This is a genomic window from Janthinobacterium sp. HH102 (assembly GCF_001758625.2).
Classification (GTDB): domain Bacteria; phylum Pseudomonadota; class Gammaproteobacteria; order Burkholderiales; family Burkholderiaceae_D; genus Janthinobacterium.
This window is the reverse complement of record NZ_CP062062.1, coordinates 1,403,126-1,421,089: the sequence shown is the minus strand read 5'-3', so window position 1 is coordinate 1,421,089 and position 17,964 is coordinate 1,403,126. Positions and strand designations below refer to the sequence as shown.

Genomic DNA, 17,964 nt, shown 5'->3' with positions numbered 1-17,964 from the left:
GCGCGCGCCGTTACCGGTCCGCGCGCCGTTCCATCGCCAGGCACCACGCAACGCCAAGGAAAGCATGTCCATCGATCTGAAACAGTTAAAGTATTTTCTTGCCGTTGCCGAGGAGAAAAGCTTCAGCCGCGCGGCCGAGCGCCTGCATATCTCGCAGCCGCCCCTGAGCCAGCAGATCATGAAACTGGAAAGCGAACTGGGCGTGCGCCTGTTTGCGCGCACCACGCGCACCTTCGAGCTGACCGTGGCGGGCAAGGCGTTGATGAACGAGGCGGCCGAGCTGCTGGCCAAGATGCGCATGACCATCGATACCATCCGCCAGATCGACCGCGGCGAAGTGGGCCGCTTGCGCGTGGGCATCGTCGGCTCGGCCATGTGGGGCCCCATCCCCAGCCTGCTGGAAGAATTCCAGACCAAATTTCCCCGCGTCACCTGGACCATCCATGAATTCGGTCCCACGGTGCAATACGAAGCCTTGCGCGCCAAACAGATCGACGTGGGTTTCTGGCGCGAACCCAAACTCAACGACGACGACTTGCGCCACGATAATCTGCGCCAGGAACTGTGCTTCCGCGAAAACGTCTGCGTGGCCGTCAATGAACACCATCCGCTGGCAAAAAACACGGCCATCGAGCTGATCGACATCGCCCACGAGCCGATGCTGACCCTCAACCTCGACAAATCCGCGTTTCCCCGCTACCTGGTGCAATGCTGTATCAATGCCGGTTTCGAGCCCGTGATTTTCCAGGAAGCGAGCGAACCGCAAACCCTGCTGGCCATGGTGGGCGCGGGCCTGGGCGTGACCCTGGTGCCGGAAACGACGAGCCGTATCGGCTGGCCCGGCGTCGTCTTCCTGCCAATCAAGACCAATCCGCCGTCGGCGAACTTGTACATCAGCTACACGACGCTCGACGACGCCCCCGTCGTGCGGGCTTTCCTGAATATCATCAATCCCCCAGCTAATTGAGGCAAAGCCTCAAGCGTCAGCAAGCAACGGCAACCCGAAAAGCAGCAAGACCGGGGTCGGACCCTCAGGGACTCGGCGTCCCCGTCCGACCCCAGCCCTTCGTTTTGGGTTTGCATTTCAATTTATATGGCTATCATATAAATAGCTAAACAAAAACGTATTTGTCATACATATCTGGCATGATGCATAGTGATTCGGACGCCCATCGCGGCGCCGGTTCCGTGCCTGCCCTGCCCGTCCACTGACGGCGCATCCCAGCCCGCTCCGGCAGCCCCATTCGATGTTGTACTTATAAAAGAGACGGGGCGCGACTGTTGCATGAGCATCACACTGTCGACATGAAAGCACGCGAGGTCAGCAATGATCTTGTGCGATACAGTGCAATGTTGATAAGGAATTATCACCTCGTGCATCAAAAACAGGCTAAATCGGCCCCAAATTATATGTTTCACCTATAAAAAATATACAATATCGATCTTCCAGGAGCCAATTCATGAAACTTACACAATTTAGTTTGACGATCGCAGCCGTATTTCTGACTGCTCAAGCGTCCGCGGCTACCCCAAAACTGGGTGTCGTGTATGACGCGGGCGGCAAGTTCGACAAGTCGTTCAACCAATCCGCTTTCGAAGGCGCATCGCGCTTCAAAAAAGACACGGGCATTTCCTTCATCGAAGTGCAGGCATCGAGCGATACGCAGGCTGAACAAGTCATGCGTGGCTTGGCCCGCAAGAAACTCGACATGATCGCCGCCATCGGCTTTGCGCAAACGCAAGCCGTGCAAAAGGTCGCCAAGGAATTTCCGAACGTAAAATTCGTGCTGATCGACGGCCAGGCCGCCGGCAGCAACGTCAACTCCGTCGTCTTCAAGGAAGAAGAAGGCTCCTACCTGGTCGGTGTGGCTGCAGCCATGGCCAGCAAAAGCAAGAAAGTAGGCTTCATCGGCGGCATCGATATTCCCCTGATCCGCAACTTCGCCTGCGGCTACGCGCAAGGCGTCAAGGCAGTCAATCCGAAGACGGAAATCACGCAAAACATGGTCGGCACCACGTCCGGCGCCTGGAATGACCCGGCCAAGGGCGGCGAACTGGCCCGCTCGCAATTCGAGCGCGGCGTCGATGTCGTCTTCGCCGTCGCCGGCGGCAGCGGCATGGGCACCCTGCAAATGGCCAAGGAAAAAGGCAAGCTGGCGATCGGCGTCGATTCGAACCAGAACCATTTGTATCCAGGCAGCATCCTGACCTCGATGGTCAAGCGCGTCGACAACACGGTCTACGACAGCTTCATGCAAGTCAAGAACGGCACCTGGAAGGGCGGCGTCAGCTATAAAGGCTTGAAAGAGGGCGGCGTGGATTGGGCCCTCGATGAGAACAACCGCAAGCTGATTACGCCGGAAATCGAAAAACGCGTGTTGGGTGCGCGTAAGGACATTATCGATGGCAAGATCAAAGTGATCGATTACCGCGTCGGCAGCAGCTGCCCGGTTTAATTTTTCTCCGTATCTTTTAGCGCGCCGCCGGGGCCTGTCTCCGCGCGGCGCGTTTCCATGAAACTATCCAGTTATGAACCTATGCAGCCAGCAGTAGAATTTCGCAGCATTTCCAAGCAGTTTGGACATGTGAAGGCGAACGCCGACGTCAGCTTCTCCATCGCCAAGGGCAGTATCCACGGCCTGGTGGGAGAGAATGGCGCCGGCAAATCGACCTTGATGAGCATCCTGTACGGGTACTACCGTGCCGACGGCGGAGAAATCCTGCTCGACGGGAAAGTACAGCCTATCCGCAACAGCCAGGAAGCGATCAACCTCGGCATCGGCATGGTGCACCAGCACTTCATGCTGGTCGAGAACTTCACCGTCCTCGACAATATCATGCTGGGCACGGAAGGCGGTTTTCGCCTGGCCAGCCACCGCACGGAAGCGGAAGCGAAACTGCGCGAGATTTGCGCGCGCTACCGCCTCGACGTCGACCCGCTGGCGAAGATCGAAGACTTGTCCGTCGGCGCGCAGCAGCGCGTGGAAATCCTCAAGCAGATTTACCGCAGCGCCAATATTCTGATCCTCGACGAGCCGACGGCCGTGCTGACGGCCCAGGAAACGGCCTCGCTGTTTGAAATCCTGCGCCTGTTCAAGGAGCAAGGCAAGACCATCATCCTGATCACGCACAAGCTGCAAGAGATCCTGGAAATCACCGACAACGTCACCGTCATGCGCGGCGGCACGGTGGTGGGCGCCGTGGCAACGGCCGGCACCTCGAAAGAGGAACTGGCCAACATGATGGTGGGCCGCCCCATCCAGAGCCACCTGCCCCGCGCACCGTACAATCCGGGCGCCACGGTGCTGGAAGTGGCTGATCTGCAACTGGCCGACGAGCAGCAAGTCAAATTGCTGGCCGATATAGGTTTCAACTTGCGCGCCGGCGAAATCGTCGCCATCGCGGGCGTTTCCGGCAATGGCCAGAGCGAGCTGCTGGAAATTCTGTCGGGCATGCGCCTGCCGACGTCCGGCAAGCTGCGTTTTCTCGACAAGGACTTGCCGTTTGCCAAGCGCCACGATGCCGACGGCTTGCCGCTGGCCTTCCGCGAGCTGGGCATCGCCCACATTCCGGAAGACCGCTTGCGCGATGGCGTGGTGAAGAATTTCTCCGTCATGCAGAACACCATCCTCGGTTACCAGGACCACCTGAAGAACCGCTGGGGCCTGTTCAACTTCAAGGCCATCGGCGCCCGCTGCGCCGAACTGCTGAAAACCTTCGACGTGCGCCCGGCCAATCCGGACCTGCGCATCGGCTTGCTGTCCGGCGGTAACCAGCAAAAGGTGGTGATCGCACGCGAAGTGCTGGCCAAGCCGAAACTGATGCTGGTGGGGCAACCCACGCGCGGCGTCGACATCGGCACCATCGAAAGCATCCATACGCAATTGCTGGCCCTGCGCGACGCGGGCGTGGCGATCCTGCTGGTGTCAGTCGAACTGGAAGAAGTGCGGGCGCTGGCCGACCGCATTCTCGTCATGTGCGGCGGACGCATCACCGGCGAACTGAAAATTGAAGAATTCGATACCACCCGCATCGGTCTGTTGATGGGGGGAATGCATAAATCATGAATAACGACTTGCCACGCTGGGCGACAGCCTTTGTCATGCCCATGTTAAACCTGCTGTCGGCCTTGCTGGTCGCAGCCCTGGTGATTTATATGCTGGGCGAAGACCCCGCCGAATCGCTGTCGATCCTCGTCCACAGCGCCATCCTCAATCCGGAAGGCTTGAGCTACACCCTGTTCTACGCCAGCACCTTCATTTTCACGGGCCTTTCGGTTTCCGTGGCGATGCAGGCCGGCCTGTTCAATATCGGTTCCGAAGGCCAGATGTATATCGGCGGCCTGGGCTTGACGGTGGCCATGCTGGCCTTCGACCAGACCCTGCCCGCCTGGCTCCTGATTCCTGCCGCCATGATCGGCGCGGCCCTGTTCGGCGCCTTGTGGGGCTTTTTGCCCGGCTATCTGCAAGCGAAGCGCGGCAGCCACATCGTGGTGACCACCATCATGTTCAACTTCATCGCCGCCAGCCTGATGAATTTTATTATCGTAAAGTACCTGATTCCGCCGGGGGAGCAGAACACGGCCAGCCGCGTGTTTGCGGAAAGCGGCGAAATGCCGCGCCTCTCCACCTGGTTCCCGTCGCTGGGCGACACACCGCTGAACATCAGTTTTATTTTGGCGATCGCCGCGCTGGTGATCTACGGCGTGATGGTCTGGCGTTCGTCGTGGGGCTTCAAGCTGCGCGCCACGGGCCTCAACAAGCACGCGGCCCACTATGCGGGCGTGTCGATCAGCAAGATGATCATCGTCGTCATGCTGATTTCCGGCGCGCTGGCGGGCCTCGGTTCCGTCAATTCCATCATGGGTTCGACCCATTACCTGTCGCTCAATTTTGTGGGCGGCGCCGGTTTCATCGGCATCGCCATCGCCCTGATGGGCCGCCAGCATCCGGTCGGCATCTTTTTGTCCGCCGTGCTGTTCGGCGCGCTGATCCAGGGTGGTTTCGACCTGTCGCTGGAAAAACCGAATATCCCGACGGAAACTTTCATTTTCATCCAGGGCTTGATCATCCTGTTCTGCGGCGCCATGGAAAACTTCTACGCACCGGCCATTTCCGCCCTGCTCAAGCGCACCAAAGGCTAACACCATGACACTCGACGACTTTCAATTCGCCAGCATCCTGGTATCGACCGTGCGCAATGCGCCCGTCCTGATCTTTGCCGCCATGGCCGGCCTGTTCGCCGAACGCAGCGGCATGATCGACATCGGCCTGGAAGGCAAGATCCTGGCCAGCGCCTTCGCTTCCGCCGCCGTCGCCTACACGACGCAAAACCCGTATTACGGCATGGCGGCCGGCATGCTCGTCTGCGTCGCCCTGGCCCTGCTGCAGGCGTACGTCAGCATCACGCAAAAGGGCAACCAGCTGGTGGCCGGCATGGCGATCAACATCGCCATGAGCGGCCTGACCTTCGTGCTGGCACAATTTTTCTTCCAGCAGGGCGGGCGCACGCCCGACCTCGGTTCGGCGCGACTGTTCGACGTCGTCTTGCCGGGCACGCAGTACGTGGAGCATATTCCCTTCATCGGCTGGGTGTATGCCCATCTGATCGGCGGCCATTCCATCCTCGTCTACGTGGCCTTCCTCTTGATCCCGCTCGTGCACTGGCTGCTGTACCACACGCGCTTCGGCCTGCGCCTGCGCGCCTGCGGCGAAAACCCGCATGCGGCCGACTCGGCCGGCGTGAGCGTGGAAGCGACGCGCTACCTGGCCATGCTGGTGGCGGGCATCCTGTGCTCGTTCTCGGGCGCGTATCTGGCCATCGTGCAAAGCGGCTTCTTCCTGCGCGACATGTCGGCCGGCGCCGGCTATCTGGCCCTGACGGCCATGGTGTTCGGCAACTGGCGCCCCGTCTACACCTTCCTCGGCTGCCTGATGTTCGGCTTCTTCGCCGCCATCCAGATTCAAATTGAAGGCGTGGACTTGCCCGTCGTGGGCCGCATCCCCGGCTCGCTGATCCAGATGGTGCCGTACGTCGTCACCGTAATCGTGCTGGCGGGCTTGATGGCGAAATCCATCGCGCCGAAGGCTATCGGCATCCCCTTTGTAAAATCGCGTTAAGAGCACCTGAGAAAATACCCATGGCGTCGTTGCCTTGCCTCGTCGTACATTCGTACTGCCTTCGGCAAGACGCCTAGCCCTGGGCATTTTTCAGGCGCTCCCTAAAATGACAAAAAGCGAAGCCTTTGGGCTTCGCTTTTTTTACGCCTGGGTAATCTCGTCCAGCGAGAAATACACGGGTAAACCGAGATCCTGCGCCACGGCCACCATCTGGTCCGCTCCGCCAGACGCACCGCCGATACGCAGCACGGCATCGCAGTGGCTCAATAAACGCGTCGCATGCGCGTGGAACAGTTCCTCGTACACGGCGTCACCCACCCGGGTGGAACCGGCCAGCGCCAGCATGGGCAAGGCCAGCCATTCACCGAGCACGGGCATGTGGCCCTTTTCATACAGGGGCAGGCAGACGGCTTCCATGGCTGCCACATTCGCCGCCATCAGGGCCGGGTCGTCGCCCGTGCCCGAACGGTAAGGGCCGGCTACGAGAATCTGCTGCCCCTGTTTGCCTGGCATCAAATGCAGCTGCGCATGCTGCAGCAGCATGATGGTCTTGCCGTCGCAGATGCGCCCGTCCGCCACCATCCGCAGCGCTTGCGCCAGCGGCAACTCCAGCACCTCGATGTCTTCGCCCTCGTGCGCCAGGCCGCCGCCGTCGCCGATGCGGCTGGCGGGGTCGTATTCGGCGACAAAGAAATGCAGGCGTTCCGTCACGGAACCGGGGCTCATGAAGGCTTGGAACACCTTGTGCACCTGCCCCACCCGGTAACCGGTTTCCTCTTCCACCTCCGCGCGGATGCGCTGCTCGGCGCTGGCTTCTTCCAGCAAGCCGGCGGCCGACTCGATGAGAAAACCATCGTGGCCTTCGCGGTAGGTAGGAAAGCGGAACTGGCGGATCAGGATCACCGTGCGTTTGGCCTTGTTGTAGAGCAGGATGGTGGCTCCGTCGCCACGGTCATAAGTTTCCCGCGTCTGCGTCTGCCATTCGCCATCGTGGCGCAGATAGTCGAACGTGGTCTTTTGCAGCAGATACCAGTCATGCGACAGGGTCTGCACCTGCTGGATGCGGACCCGTTCCTGCTTGCTATTTTCTTCGCGCATAGTGTCTCCTTGTGTTTACATGTGCTTGCCTTCGCCGACTTTATCATGCAAACTCGTGCAATATCAAGAAAATACAAGAACACTCAAGAAAAACCATGCTGACACATCAACGCAAACAATACCTGCTGGACATGCTCCAGCGCGAAGGGCAGATCGTCGCCAAGGCCGTCAGCGATAGTCTGGGCTTGTCGGAAGACACGATACGGCGCGACCTGCGCGAATTGGCGAAAGAAGGGCTATTGGAACGCGTGCACGGCGGCGCCCTCCCCTTGCTGCCAAGTTCGCCCGCGCTGGCGCCGTTTGCGGCCCGCGAACAGATTTCGCCCGAAGCCAAGCCCGCCATCGGACGCGCGGCAGGCGCCATGATACAAACGGGGCAAGTGGTGTTTCTCGATGGCGGCACGACCGCCGTGCAGCTGGCGCGCCAGCTGCCGCGCGATTTGCGCGCCACCGTCGTCACGCACAGCCCCTCGGTTGCCGTCGAGCTGGTGCATCACCCTTTCATCGAGGTGCTGATGCTGGGCGGACGCCTGTACAAACACTCGATCGTGGGCGTCGGCGCGGCCACCGTGGAAGCCATCGGCCGCATCCGCGCCGACCTGTATTTCATGGGTGTATCCAGTCTGCATCCGCAAGCGGGCATCACCACCGGTGATTACGAAGAAGCGTGCGTGAAGCGTGCCTTGAGCGAGGCGTCAAACCGCACCGTCGTGCTTGCCTCGTCGGAAAAGTTCAACACGGCCTCGCCGTTTCAAATCGCACCCATGAGCCAGGTCAACGATATCATCGTGCACCGCGACGTGGAAGACGCCCTGGTCGCGCCCTTCCGCGAGATGGGCATCGCCATCACCCTGGCATGAAAAAAGCGGCCCGCAGGCCGCTTTCGGATGACACCTTACTGCGGCCAAATCGCCTGCAGCACGGCAGCGAGGCGATAGCCCGCCTCGGTCAGCTGCTGCTTCGCCAGCGCCGAGCTGGGCACCGGGTAATTGTCCGGCACCGTCAGGGTCCAGACGTTGTAGACATCGCCCTTGCGGCTGGTCTGCTGCGTGGCCGGTCCCGCCGCCACGTCCGTGAAAGCAATCTTGGACGCCGCCAGCGCGGCATCGGCCCACTGATACGGCCAGGTGGCGGGGTCGCCGCTGTTGGCGCTCACTTGTGGCTGGCTGGCGATCACGGTACGGGCGAACTGCTGCGGCGTGCGCGTGCTCAGGCGGCGCATGGCGTAATCGACGACGGTCGTATCCCAGTAGGAATGCAGGGGCCTGGTGGGCGACTTCGGATAGCTGCTGGCAGGCTTGGTATCGCCCGCTTCCGCCGGCAGCGGCGCGGGAATCACGGCGTCCGACAGGGCCGTCATCTTCGCATCGTCGAGCAGCAAGTCGTTGCCGCCGCGCGCATTGAAGATGGCGACGTCGTCGATCTGCGCCTGCGTGGCGGGCACGAAGAACTGGCCATCCTTGCCGAGAAATGCATTGCCTACATGTAGCGGCTGGTGGATATCGCCCACCAGGTGCGTGATCAGGATCAGCGCTTCGCGCTGGCTGAAACCGTGCGGATTGCTGGCCGCATCGGCCTTGCCCTGCAACACCAGGATCGCCCGCTTGAGCGTCTGCACGATATCGTCATCGGCCGTGCCCACGCCATGGTCGTGGTAATGCGCATGTTGAAAAGGCACGTTCGTGTAGTGATATTCGCCATGCTTGGGATTCGCCGCCACATAGCTCAACATCTCCGGCGATTGCGGGCCGCAATACGTGCCCTTCACGCAGTCGGGCCAGTTGGCGATCTTTTCCAGGCTTTCGCCGGGCAACAGCAACCTGGCCACCTGCGCCTGGGCCACGCTGCCCTTGAGCAATTGATCGGCGATGGCACCCACGGCGCGGTGGCCGTCATTGCCCCAGGCCAGCACATTGCCGGAAGCGAAAGCGGCACCCAGCGCCAGCACGCAGAGTAATTTTTTCATGTTCACCATTATTCCTTGCCTTGCGGCGCGGCCTTGGCCGGCTTCGGATACTGCTTGTTGATGTCGATCGGTTGCGCATACGCCGAGCTCCACGTCTGCTCATGCAGCGCGGCAATGCGCTGCGCCATGGCATCGTTACGCAGCACCACTTCCAGGTTGCGCGACAAATCGAAATAGCCGCCCGCCCAGTTGCTCGTGCCGACCCAGGCCAGCTTGCCATCGATGCTCATGGTCTTGCTGTGGATCACGCGCGCAAACGGGATGAAACCCGTCGAGGCCGTGGGAATCGTCACGATGCGGATTTCCACGTTCGGCACCAGGGCCAGGCTTTTCAGGTAGGCGATGGCCGGCGCTTCCGTATTCCAGGCGGACACCATCAGCTTGATTTTGACGCCACGCTGGGCGGCGGCGCGCACGGCGTTGTCGATCACGGCGTAGTACGGCCGCGTGCGGTTCGGGCCATACGACAGCGGCGCATAGTCGAGCAACTGGATGCGCACTTCGTTTTTCGCTTCCGCCAGCAGGGCGGGCAAGCCCGTTTCCGAGTCGCCCACGCCGGCCGGGTTGTAGGCGTTCGGGCTGGCCAGCAGGAAAGCGTTTTGCGCGTAATTGGCCGGCACGACCTTGCTGTTGAGCACCGTGGCGCGGCTGCCTTGCGACGTCAGCGCCTGGGCTTGCCAATCCTGTTCAAAAATCGCCTGCACCTGGCCCACCATGGCGGGTTCCGTGATCTTCAAGCCCGTTTCATGGATGTGCTCGAACGAGCGCCAGTCGAAGTTCTGGCTGCCGATGTACGCGACTTCACCATCGACGGCCAGGTATTTCGCGTGCACGATGCCGTTGCCCGCGATTTTATTGAAATCGATGAGGCGCAAGTCCAGGTTGGGAATCGCCTTGATGCGGGCGATGGTCGCCGCTTCCGACAGGCCCACGCCCTTCTGGTCCAGCAGGAAGCGGATCTTCACGCCGCGCTGGCCGGCGGCCGTCAAACTGGCCAGCACCTTTTCAAAGGCCGTGCCCGGTTTGCTGACGGCATAGAACTGGGCGATGACGATCTCTTTCTTGGCCGAATCGAACAGCTCGCGCCACACGGCGACGGGTTCGCGCAGGTCGGGATTGGTCAAGCTCGTTTCCACGGGCGAGGTGTGCACCAGCTCAAAGCCGGGTATCGTGAAATCGGCGTGGGCCGTGCCCGCGAACAGGGTAGTGACGAGCAGGGAAACAGATAAATGACGCATGGTTATTCCTTGTAGATTATTTGACGCGCACGATGCGGCCCGCCGCCGTGGCACTGCCGGCCGGTTTGCCGGCGCGCGCGCGGGCGATCAGGTAATCGCTGAAGGCGTCGATGTCGCGCACGCCCGTGTCGAGCCGGCGCGTGCCGGCCGCCAGCACGGTGAAGCGGTCGCCGCCGCCAGCGAGGAAACTGTTGGCGGCGACACGGTATTGTTGATTGTCTTCCAGAGGAATGCCATTGAGCATGATGCTGCCCGGCAGCACGCGCTGGCCCTGGGGCCGCGTGCTGTCCCAGCGATAAGTAAAACCTTCGGACACTTGCAGCAGATTGTTCTCCTCCGCTTCGGCGCCCGGCCATTGCTGCTCGAGCAAGGTACGGATTTGCGCGCCGGACAGACTGACGACGATCAGGGTATTGCCGAACGGGACAACTGCCTGGTTCTGACCCACATTCGTCATCAGGCCGGCACCCGCTTCCAGGTCCTTGCGGATGCCGCCATTGTTCATCAAGCCGATTTGTGCACCGGCAGCGCGTGCGCCGAACAGGGTGCTGTCGGCCACCAGGTCGCCCAGCGCGGAAGCGCCGCCGCCCTTGGTGCTGCGGCCCACGCTGGGCACGGCGATGGTGGCCACGGGGCGCGACAATTCGGCTGCGCTGCGCTGCTTGACCGATTCCAGGTAGGCTGCCACGGCAGGGTCCGGCTCATACATGCCTGGCAACATGACGACGTTTTGCGCGCTGGCATCAACAACGGCATTCTTGACGGGATCGACCTTGAGCTTGATGCGCGTCAACATGTGCCCGCCCATCTGTGCCTGCGTCACCAGCCGGCCATCGACGCGGCACAGATAGCCCTGGTGCGAATGGCCGCTGATGACCAGCTGGATGGCCGGGTCGAGGCGCTTGACCACGTCGACCACTTCGCCCTTCAGGTGGCTGCAGTCGGGCTGGTCGACGGCTTCCTTCGTCTCGCCGCCCTGGTGCAGCAGCACGACGAACACGCCCACGCCCTGCGCGCGCAACTGCGGCAAGGTGGCGTTGATGGCGTCCGCTTCATCGCCGAACTGCAGGCCGGCAATGCCGGCGGCCGTCACCACGGACGGCGTATCTTTCAGCACGGCGCCGATCAGGCCCACCTTGACGCCATGCGCCTCTTCGATGCGGTAGGCGGGCAGCAGGGACTTGCCCGTCTGCGTGTCAATGACATTGGCCGCCATATAGGTATAGCTGGCGCCCTTGAAGTCGGGCGTGAACTTGCAGGCCTTGTCGGCGCGCGATGACCCGCAACCGCCGCGCTGCTGGCGCAGCAATTCCGCCTTGCCCTGGTCAAATTCATGGTTGCCGACGGAGCTGGCTTTCATGCCCAGCATGTTCATGGCGACGATGCTCGGTTCGTCCGCCCACAGCGCCGACATGGCGGGGCTGGCGCCGATCAGGTCGCCATTGCCGACAAAAATCAGCTGCGCATCTTCGCGGCGCCACGCTGTCAATGCGCCGGATAAGGTATCGATGCCGCCCGCCTGCACCGTCTGGCTCCCGGCATCGGCAGCGCTCGTGTAGGTGAATTTGCTGCGGTCGAGGTTGCCGTGGAAGTCGTTCAGGGCGACCAGGTTCACTTCAATCGGGCCGCTGCGTGCAGCCTGTGGTGCGACAGCGAAATGGCTGCAGCCAGACAGGGTCAGAATCAGGGCCGCAGTGGCGACCGGAGTGCGTAGGAAGTGAGCCATGGGATCAATATGTAAAAAGAGAAAGGTTAAACGATCTTGTCTATAAAAAAAACGGCTGGTGTCGCCACCAGCCGTTTTTTACTTGCCAAGCTACGAGGCCGCTACGAGATTAGAACTCGTACTTGACCGTGGCCTGAATTGCCCATTGCGATTCGCCTTTGGCTTGACGCGTTTCCGTGCCTTCTACCGTTGGACGCGTGTTGTAGATATAACGACCTTGGGCATCGATACCGACGAAGTCGACAAAGCTGCGCACTTGCCCGCCTTGCGGTTGGAAAGCGATTTCGTTGATACGGCCCCACTTGCGGTTGATCATGTTGCCAACGTTCAACATATCAAAGGTAATGATGCCTTTGTTGCCTTTGAAGATGCCTGGAACTTCCTGGCTAAAGCGCATGTCGATGCTATTGGTCCATGGCGCAAAGCTCTTGTTGCGGTTCATGACTTTGCCAGCGGACTTGCGCAGATCGCCATTGCTGTTCACAACTGCCCAGAACGCCGCTTCATTGGCTGCGCTCTCAGCTGCAGTTTTGCCGTAGAACGCAACTTCGCCCGAGCCTGGTGCCTTTGGAATGTACATCAGGTCATTGCCTGCCAGGCCGTCGCCGTTCAAGTCATTATTGAAGGTCCAGCTATATGGCTTACCGCTACGACCTTCATAGAACAGGCCGAAACTGGTCTTGTACTCGCCAAAGAAGCGCTTCTGCCAGCTGACGTTGGCGGTAAAGCGGTCTTTCACCATATAGTTCGAGTTTGACGCGACGTTTTCGTTCGGGTTAAACGATGCACGGCCACCCCAGTTCGAGCTGGAGGTCGATGAGCTCAATGGTGACACTTCAGTAGCATCCGTGTACGTGTACGAAGTTCCCCACGACAAGCCATTGCGCATCGGGCTACGCACCGACAAGGTCAGCACATTACCTTCGCCTTTATCGGTCTTGGTTGCCATCAGTACCTGGCCAAATGCGGCATTATTGCCCGCCTTGGTATCGGCACGGCAGCCAGTCTTGCCATTCAAGATACCTTTGACAGTATCCCAGCAATCGACCTTGTAAGCATTTTCGCCCCAGTACAGCGCACGGCCATCGCTACCGGTTTTGGTCGGTGCGCCAAGGTTCAGCTCTTGGTAGTAGATCGCATCTTTGGTACGAGTGCGCAGGTATTCAGCGCCAAATACCAGTCCCATCCATGGCAGTTCATGCTCGAATGCCAGGTTGGCCTTCCAGACCGATGGCTGAGCCAGATCAGGACTAAGAACGTCAACCTTCATCGCAGGAACCGTGTCACCTACATTGGTCGGCTGGCGCAGTGGATCAATACTGAAGAACCCGTCGTTCGTTGGGCAAGCTTTGCCCGTGGAGCTGCAATTGAAGTTACGCAACGCTACGCCGGTATTCTGGTAGGGATTGCCCAGCCAGACAGCCATGGCAGCTCCTTGAAACAAGCCCATGCCGCCACGAATTTGTGTCGGGCGCGCCGAATCCAGCTTATAGTTGAAACCAAAACGCGGCTGGTACAGGTTTTCGCCATCAATGGTGTGCGTATTGTCGATGCCGAAACCACCGGTTTGACGACCAGCAACAACGGGGCCAACCGGCTGGGCAGCGATTGCATTGCGGATAGGTTTTTCACCGATGCGCGTGCCGTCGACGCGCAAGCCTGCCATCAGGGTCAGTTGCTTGTTGACGTTCCAGCTATCCTGTACGAACAGACCGATATTTTTCAGGGTAAAGCGGGCGATCGCATCGTCGAGTGAGCCGCCGGCAACTGGTGCCTGCAGGGTGTACGAGCTTGGACGACCGTTGCGGAAGTTTTCCAGCATCGCCGCTTGCCACTGGGCCGTTGTCGCCTTGGTGCAATCCAGCGCGAGGGTAGTAATACAGCCAAAGGTATAGTTACCATTGACGTTTTGCAAGAAGGCGTTATAGACCTCGGTTTTACTGAAATCAGTACCGAACTTGACGTCATGGTCGCCGAGCGCCCAGCTGGCGCCAAGGTAAGCGTCAAGCGTCTTGTTATTCAAGACATTCTTTTGACGGCTTGTTTCAGTGCCGAAGTTCAGGTAACGGCTGTCGGCAGCCTTGCCATCCGGTCCGGGACCGCTGAATTGCAGGCCAATCGAAGGCAGATAGGCATTGTTCTTCGGTACGCTGTCATATTTACGCGTCGACAGTTTTACTTCGGTGGAAAAGGTTGGCGTCCACTCGGAAGTCCACTGCGCAACGATCGTTTCCAAGCTCTTTTCCTGGGCATACCAGTAAGAACTCAGCGACAGACCTGTCTTGCTGAAACCAGGGAACATTGGCTCGGCCTGCTCAGTTTTCGAATAACGCAACATCATGCGTTGCGTATCCGTCAAGTTCCAGTCCAGCTTCAACAATTTTTCCGTTGCGGTAAATTCCGTACCGCCTGGAACCTCGGAGGTACCGATAGGAATACCGTATTTATCCTTGGCGATGGCGATGGCGCTGTCGATAGCAGCCTGAGGAATGAGAACGTTCGTCAGTGGACTGCCAATCGGGCCAAACGTTGGGGAACTACGGCTGCTGCTCGATTTTTCATAGTTCGCAAACAGGAACAATTTATCTTCGATCAGCGGACCGCCCAAGGTAATGCCTTTGGTGGTGTCCTTCGATTTTGGCGCATCGTAGTATTCACCGGTCGTGTCGTTGTAGCGCTCACCCGACATCTTGTCATTGCGGAAGACGTAGTAGACGCTGCCCTTGACCTTGTTGGTACCCGACTTGGTGACGGCATTGATGTTGGCGCCCGTGTAACCTTTTTGCGTCACGTCATAGTTCGCGACGTTCACTTGCACCGACTGAATCGCTTCAACGGAAATCGGCTGCTTGCCGGTGGCGGTGCCGCTGGCTTCCAGGCCGAAAGTATCGTTCACGGCCACGCCATCGATGGTCATCGAGTTGTAGCGCGAGTTTTGGCCGGCAACGGAAATTTCACCGCGCTCTTTATCGGTTTGCGACAGGCGCGGGTCGGCACGTGCATAGTCTTGCAGGCTGCGCGAAATCGATGCCTGGGTTGCCAGTTCCGTTGGGCCGATGTTGGTGCCCGCACCCATGTTGCTGCGGTTAAAGATCTGCGCGCGTGCGCCCGTGCCGGTGACGTTCACGGTTTGCATCTGGGCGCCCAGGGTGGCGTCCACATTGGCCGTTTCCGCCAGCTGCACGTACACGCCTTCGCGTTTTTCCACTTCACCATTCTTGGTGATGGTGATGGTGTATGGACCGCCGGCGCGCAAGCCGCGGGCGACGTAGCGGCCTTCCGCATCGGTCGTCACATTGCTGACGGAACCCGATTCGGTATGCACGATGGTAACGGTGGCACCAGCTGCCGGCTTGCCGTCGGTGGCCGAGATACGGCCGCCGATGGAAGACGTAGTGTTCTGTGCGAACGATGGTGCCGCCGCCAGTGCAATAGACAGGCTGAACGCGATTTGCGTTAGCCGAAGTCGCTTGTGATTGATCATCTTTAACCCCAGAAAAGACTATTATTTTTGAACATCCTGGATTGCCCACCGTCCGGCTGCGCCGCACAGCAACACAAACACAAGATCTCCTCTTTACGATGCTGCAACTGTTACGCCGGCGGGACTGGCTGCGGTCCTGACAAGACCATCACAAAACGCCGCTCCACACATCACAACTATTTATATCCAGACAATAACGGTGGAAAAAACTGCTACCGATCCGTATGACCCAGGGCGCTAGCACCTGTGTCATTCATCCCACATGCTTAGCCGGCCAACATGGCAAGCCGCGAGTGTAATTGTTAAATATTTCAAGACTGTGACACGGCGGCAAAATGCAGAAGAATGTCGTGATTTAGCTGCGCGACTGTTTGCTTCACTCTGCATCTCACCTTTATTTACTGCAAATACCCATCTTCTTACGATATCGCCCAGATGAATTGTGACTTTTTAATATCATCTTTATCTCACTATGCATCATCAAAAAATGGATGACAAATACGATTTTTTTTACATATTTATATATTTAAAATATAAATAGCATGGGGTAACTAGCTGGATTGATATCGTGCTGACAGCGTTCGGGCTTATGGCGCGAGATTATAAATGAGCAATATGTACTTGAAATTGATTCATCCAGGAAATTGGATAAAGTCGTGTATCTGCTGTTAATTGTGTCGCATGGCCGCCACAACATTAACAAAAACACATCACAAGAAAGGGAGGGGAGAAATGGAAAACGGCCGGAAGATCCGGCCGCCCTGAGAGTATCAGTTGGGAACGTCGCGTAACTTACGGTTTGCCGCTCTTGCCTGCCTTGTCGGCCGCCGCAATTTGCGCTTCAAACCGGGTGAAACGGGCATCGAGCGCTTTCAGCAAACGCTGCTTGTCCGCTTCCGCCAGGAAGGAATAGCGCAGGCTGTTATACGACAGCTTTTTGATTTCCGCATAATCGGTCTTGTACTGGCTGGCAAACAGCACGTATTCATTCGACAAGGTGTTGCGCGACACGCCCGCGTCATCGGTGGAGATGACGAAGGGCACGCCATACTTGCGGTACAGGGTGACCGGATGGGCCTGGCCCTTGATGCCAAGGATGTAATCATTGCTGGTCAGGTTCACTTCTACAGGGATACCCCGCTCGCGCATCTTTTGCATGGTCGCCAGCGCATTGTGCTCGTAGGCGATATCCATGCCGTGGCCGATACGGTCGGCGCCCGCCACATCGACGGCTTCGGCGATATGGAAAGCCATGCCTTCCGGCGGCACCATGCCCAGCGCCAGCTCGCCCGCGTGCAGGGCGATCTTGACGTTCGGATATTTTGTCTTGAGGAGCTTGAACATTTCCATGTGCAAGCTGTAATCGCGCATGGACACGTTCACGCTTTCCTGGCCCACGATGTTCACGCCCACCAGCAGCGGATTGAGGCTGGCCGCCTTGAACGCGGCCACCATGGACGAGAACACTTGCGATGGCGACAGGAAACGCAGCACATACGCCTGGTAGCGCATGGTGAAGTGCGCATCGTCGATGCCGGCGCTGCTGGCGTTCACATTGTCGTTATAGGAGGTGATGCTTTTCTGGAAGCTGGCGTCCTGGTCCAGGCTGGCGGTCCACTTGGCCAGCAGCGCTTGCAACGCGGCCGGCGGCAAGCCCGGCGCCAGCACTTGCTGGTCGAACTGCGCGTTTTGCACGAAGGGCGACAGCTCGAAAATCGTCTCGATGTAGCTGAGGTTTTCCGCGATGGCACGCTGCTTCAGCGTTTTCAGGCCATCGGCCGTATTCGTCGATGCCACGGGACCGAAGTAGCCGAAGGTGTCAAAAAAGGTACGGTCCGGCGGCGTCTGGATGGCGCCGTGGTTATAGAAATCCTTGGTCGACCAGCGCTGCAGCAATTCCGCATACAGGCCCGCATCGGCAAACACTTCCGTGGACGACAGGCAGCTGCGCTGTGCGGCCGGCTTGGCGCGCTCGGCCGCCACGACGTCCTTGTTGCTTTCGATACGGTAGGTTGTCTTGTTGACGCAATAGTTTTCCTTGTCGACCCAGTCGAGAAATTGCTCGGCATAAATGGCGCCCGAGTAATGGTGATGCAAATCACCGCCCTTGGGCATCATGGAAAAGAACAGGCTCAACTCGGCTGTCTTCGGCTGTGCACCGGACACCAGGGCGGCAAAATGGCGCGCCGTGGCCGCTTCGTTGGAAGACGGAGTGGCCACGGCCTTGGCGGCTTGCGCCGTTCCGGTCAATGCCAGCGCGGCGCCAAGCGCCAGGCCAGTGAGTTTCTTGTGCATTCGCGTTCTCGCTCAGGATAATTCGTGTTGAACAACGG

Annotated in this window: 11 protein-coding genes and 1 pseudogene; 6 read left to right on the top strand and 6 right to left on the bottom strand. The window is 59.2% G+C overall.

Annotation, left to right across the window (positions count from 1 at the left end):
* The first annotated feature begins 64 nt into the window (after positions 1–64).
* The 5 genes from JAB4_RS06445 to JAB4_RS06425 all read left to right on the top strand — a co-directional run bounded on the left by JAB4_RS06445 (position 65) and on the right by JAB4_RS06425 (position 6,119).
* Positions 65–967: a LysR family transcriptional regulator gene (locus tag JAB4_RS06445; RefSeq protein WP_070219321.1), complete on the top strand. Its 903-nt coding sequence runs from the start codon at positions 65–67 to the stop codon at positions 965–967.
* Positions 968–1,460: 493 nt separating this feature from the next.
* The gene (locus JAB4_RS06440; protein WP_070219322.1) at positions 1,461–2,456 is read left to right on the top strand and encodes a BMP family ABC transporter substrate-binding protein; all 996 of its coding nucleotides are present in this window, start codon (positions 1,461–1,463) and stop codon (positions 2,454–2,456) included.
* Positions 2,457–2,537: 81 nt separating this feature from the next.
* Positions 2,538–4,067: an ABC transporter ATP-binding protein gene (locus JAB4_RS06435; protein WP_070219323.1), complete on the top strand. Its 1,530-nt coding sequence runs from the start codon at positions 2,538–2,540 to the stop codon at positions 4,065–4,067.
* Positions 4,064–5,143, top strand: coding sequence for an ABC transporter permease (locus JAB4_RS06430; RefSeq protein WP_070219324.1), 1,080 nt, complete (start codon positions 4,064–4,066; stop codon positions 5,141–5,143). The genes JAB4_RS06435 and JAB4_RS06430 overlap by 4 nt, the downstream gene beginning before the upstream one ends.
* 4 nt (positions 5,144–5,147) lie before the next feature.
* Positions 5,148–6,119 carry an ABC transporter permease gene (locus JAB4_RS06425; protein WP_034754516.1) on the top strand — a complete coding sequence of 324 codons (972 nt, stop codon included), beginning with the start codon at positions 5,148–5,150 and terminating at the stop codon, positions 6,117–6,119.
* A 513-nt stretch (positions 6,120–6,632) separates the two neighbouring features.
* Here JAB4_RS06425 and JAB4_RS30625 read toward each other — a convergent pair.
* A pseudogene (locus tag JAB4_RS30625) lies at positions 6,633–7,217 on the bottom strand (NUDIX domain-containing protein); the annotation flags it as partial.
* A 95-nt stretch (positions 7,218–7,312) separates the two neighbouring features.
* Between JAB4_RS30625 and JAB4_RS06415 the strand changes: the two are divergent.
* Positions 7,313–8,077 (top strand): DeoR/GlpR family DNA-binding transcription regulator, encoded by a 765-nt coding sequence (locus JAB4_RS06415; protein ID WP_070219326.1) that lies wholly within the window; start codon positions 7,313–7,315, stop codon positions 8,075–8,077.
* Positions 8,078–8,112: 35 nt separating this feature from the next.
* Here JAB4_RS06415 and JAB4_RS06410 read toward each other — a convergent pair whose 3' ends face one another.
* The 5 genes from JAB4_RS06410 to JAB4_RS06390 all read right to left on the bottom strand — a co-directional run bounded on the left by JAB4_RS06410 (position 8,113) and on the right by JAB4_RS06390 (position 17,926).
* Complete coding sequence (locus JAB4_RS06410; RefSeq protein WP_070219355.1) at positions 8,113–9,183, bottom strand: S1/P1 nuclease; 1,071 nt, start codon at positions 9,181–9,183, stop codon at positions 8,113–8,115.
* An 8-nt stretch (positions 9,184–9,191) separates the two neighbouring features.
* Positions 9,192–10,421, bottom strand: a complete 1,230-nt coding sequence (locus JAB4_RS06405; RefSeq protein WP_070219327.1) for a phospholipase D-like domain-containing protein — start codon at positions 10,419–10,421, stop codon at positions 9,192–9,194.
* 16 nt (positions 10,422–10,437) lie between these two features.
* Entirely contained in the window at positions 10,438–12,147 is a 1,710-nt protein-coding gene (locus JAB4_RS06400) for a bifunctional metallophosphatase/5'-nucleotidase (protein WP_070219328.1), read from the bottom strand.
* Between the two features lie 109 nt (positions 12,148–12,256).
* A complete protein-coding gene (locus JAB4_RS06395; protein ID WP_070219329.1) occupies positions 12,257–15,631 on the bottom strand; it encodes a TonB-dependent receptor in 3,375 nt (1,124 codons plus the stop codon).
* Positions 15,632–16,423: 792 nt separating this feature from the next.
* Complete coding sequence (locus JAB4_RS06390; RefSeq protein ID WP_070219330.1) at positions 16,424–17,926, bottom strand: adenosine deaminase; 1,503 nt, start codon at positions 17,924–17,926, stop codon at positions 16,424–16,426.
* Positions 17,927–17,964: the final 38 nt, after the last annotated feature.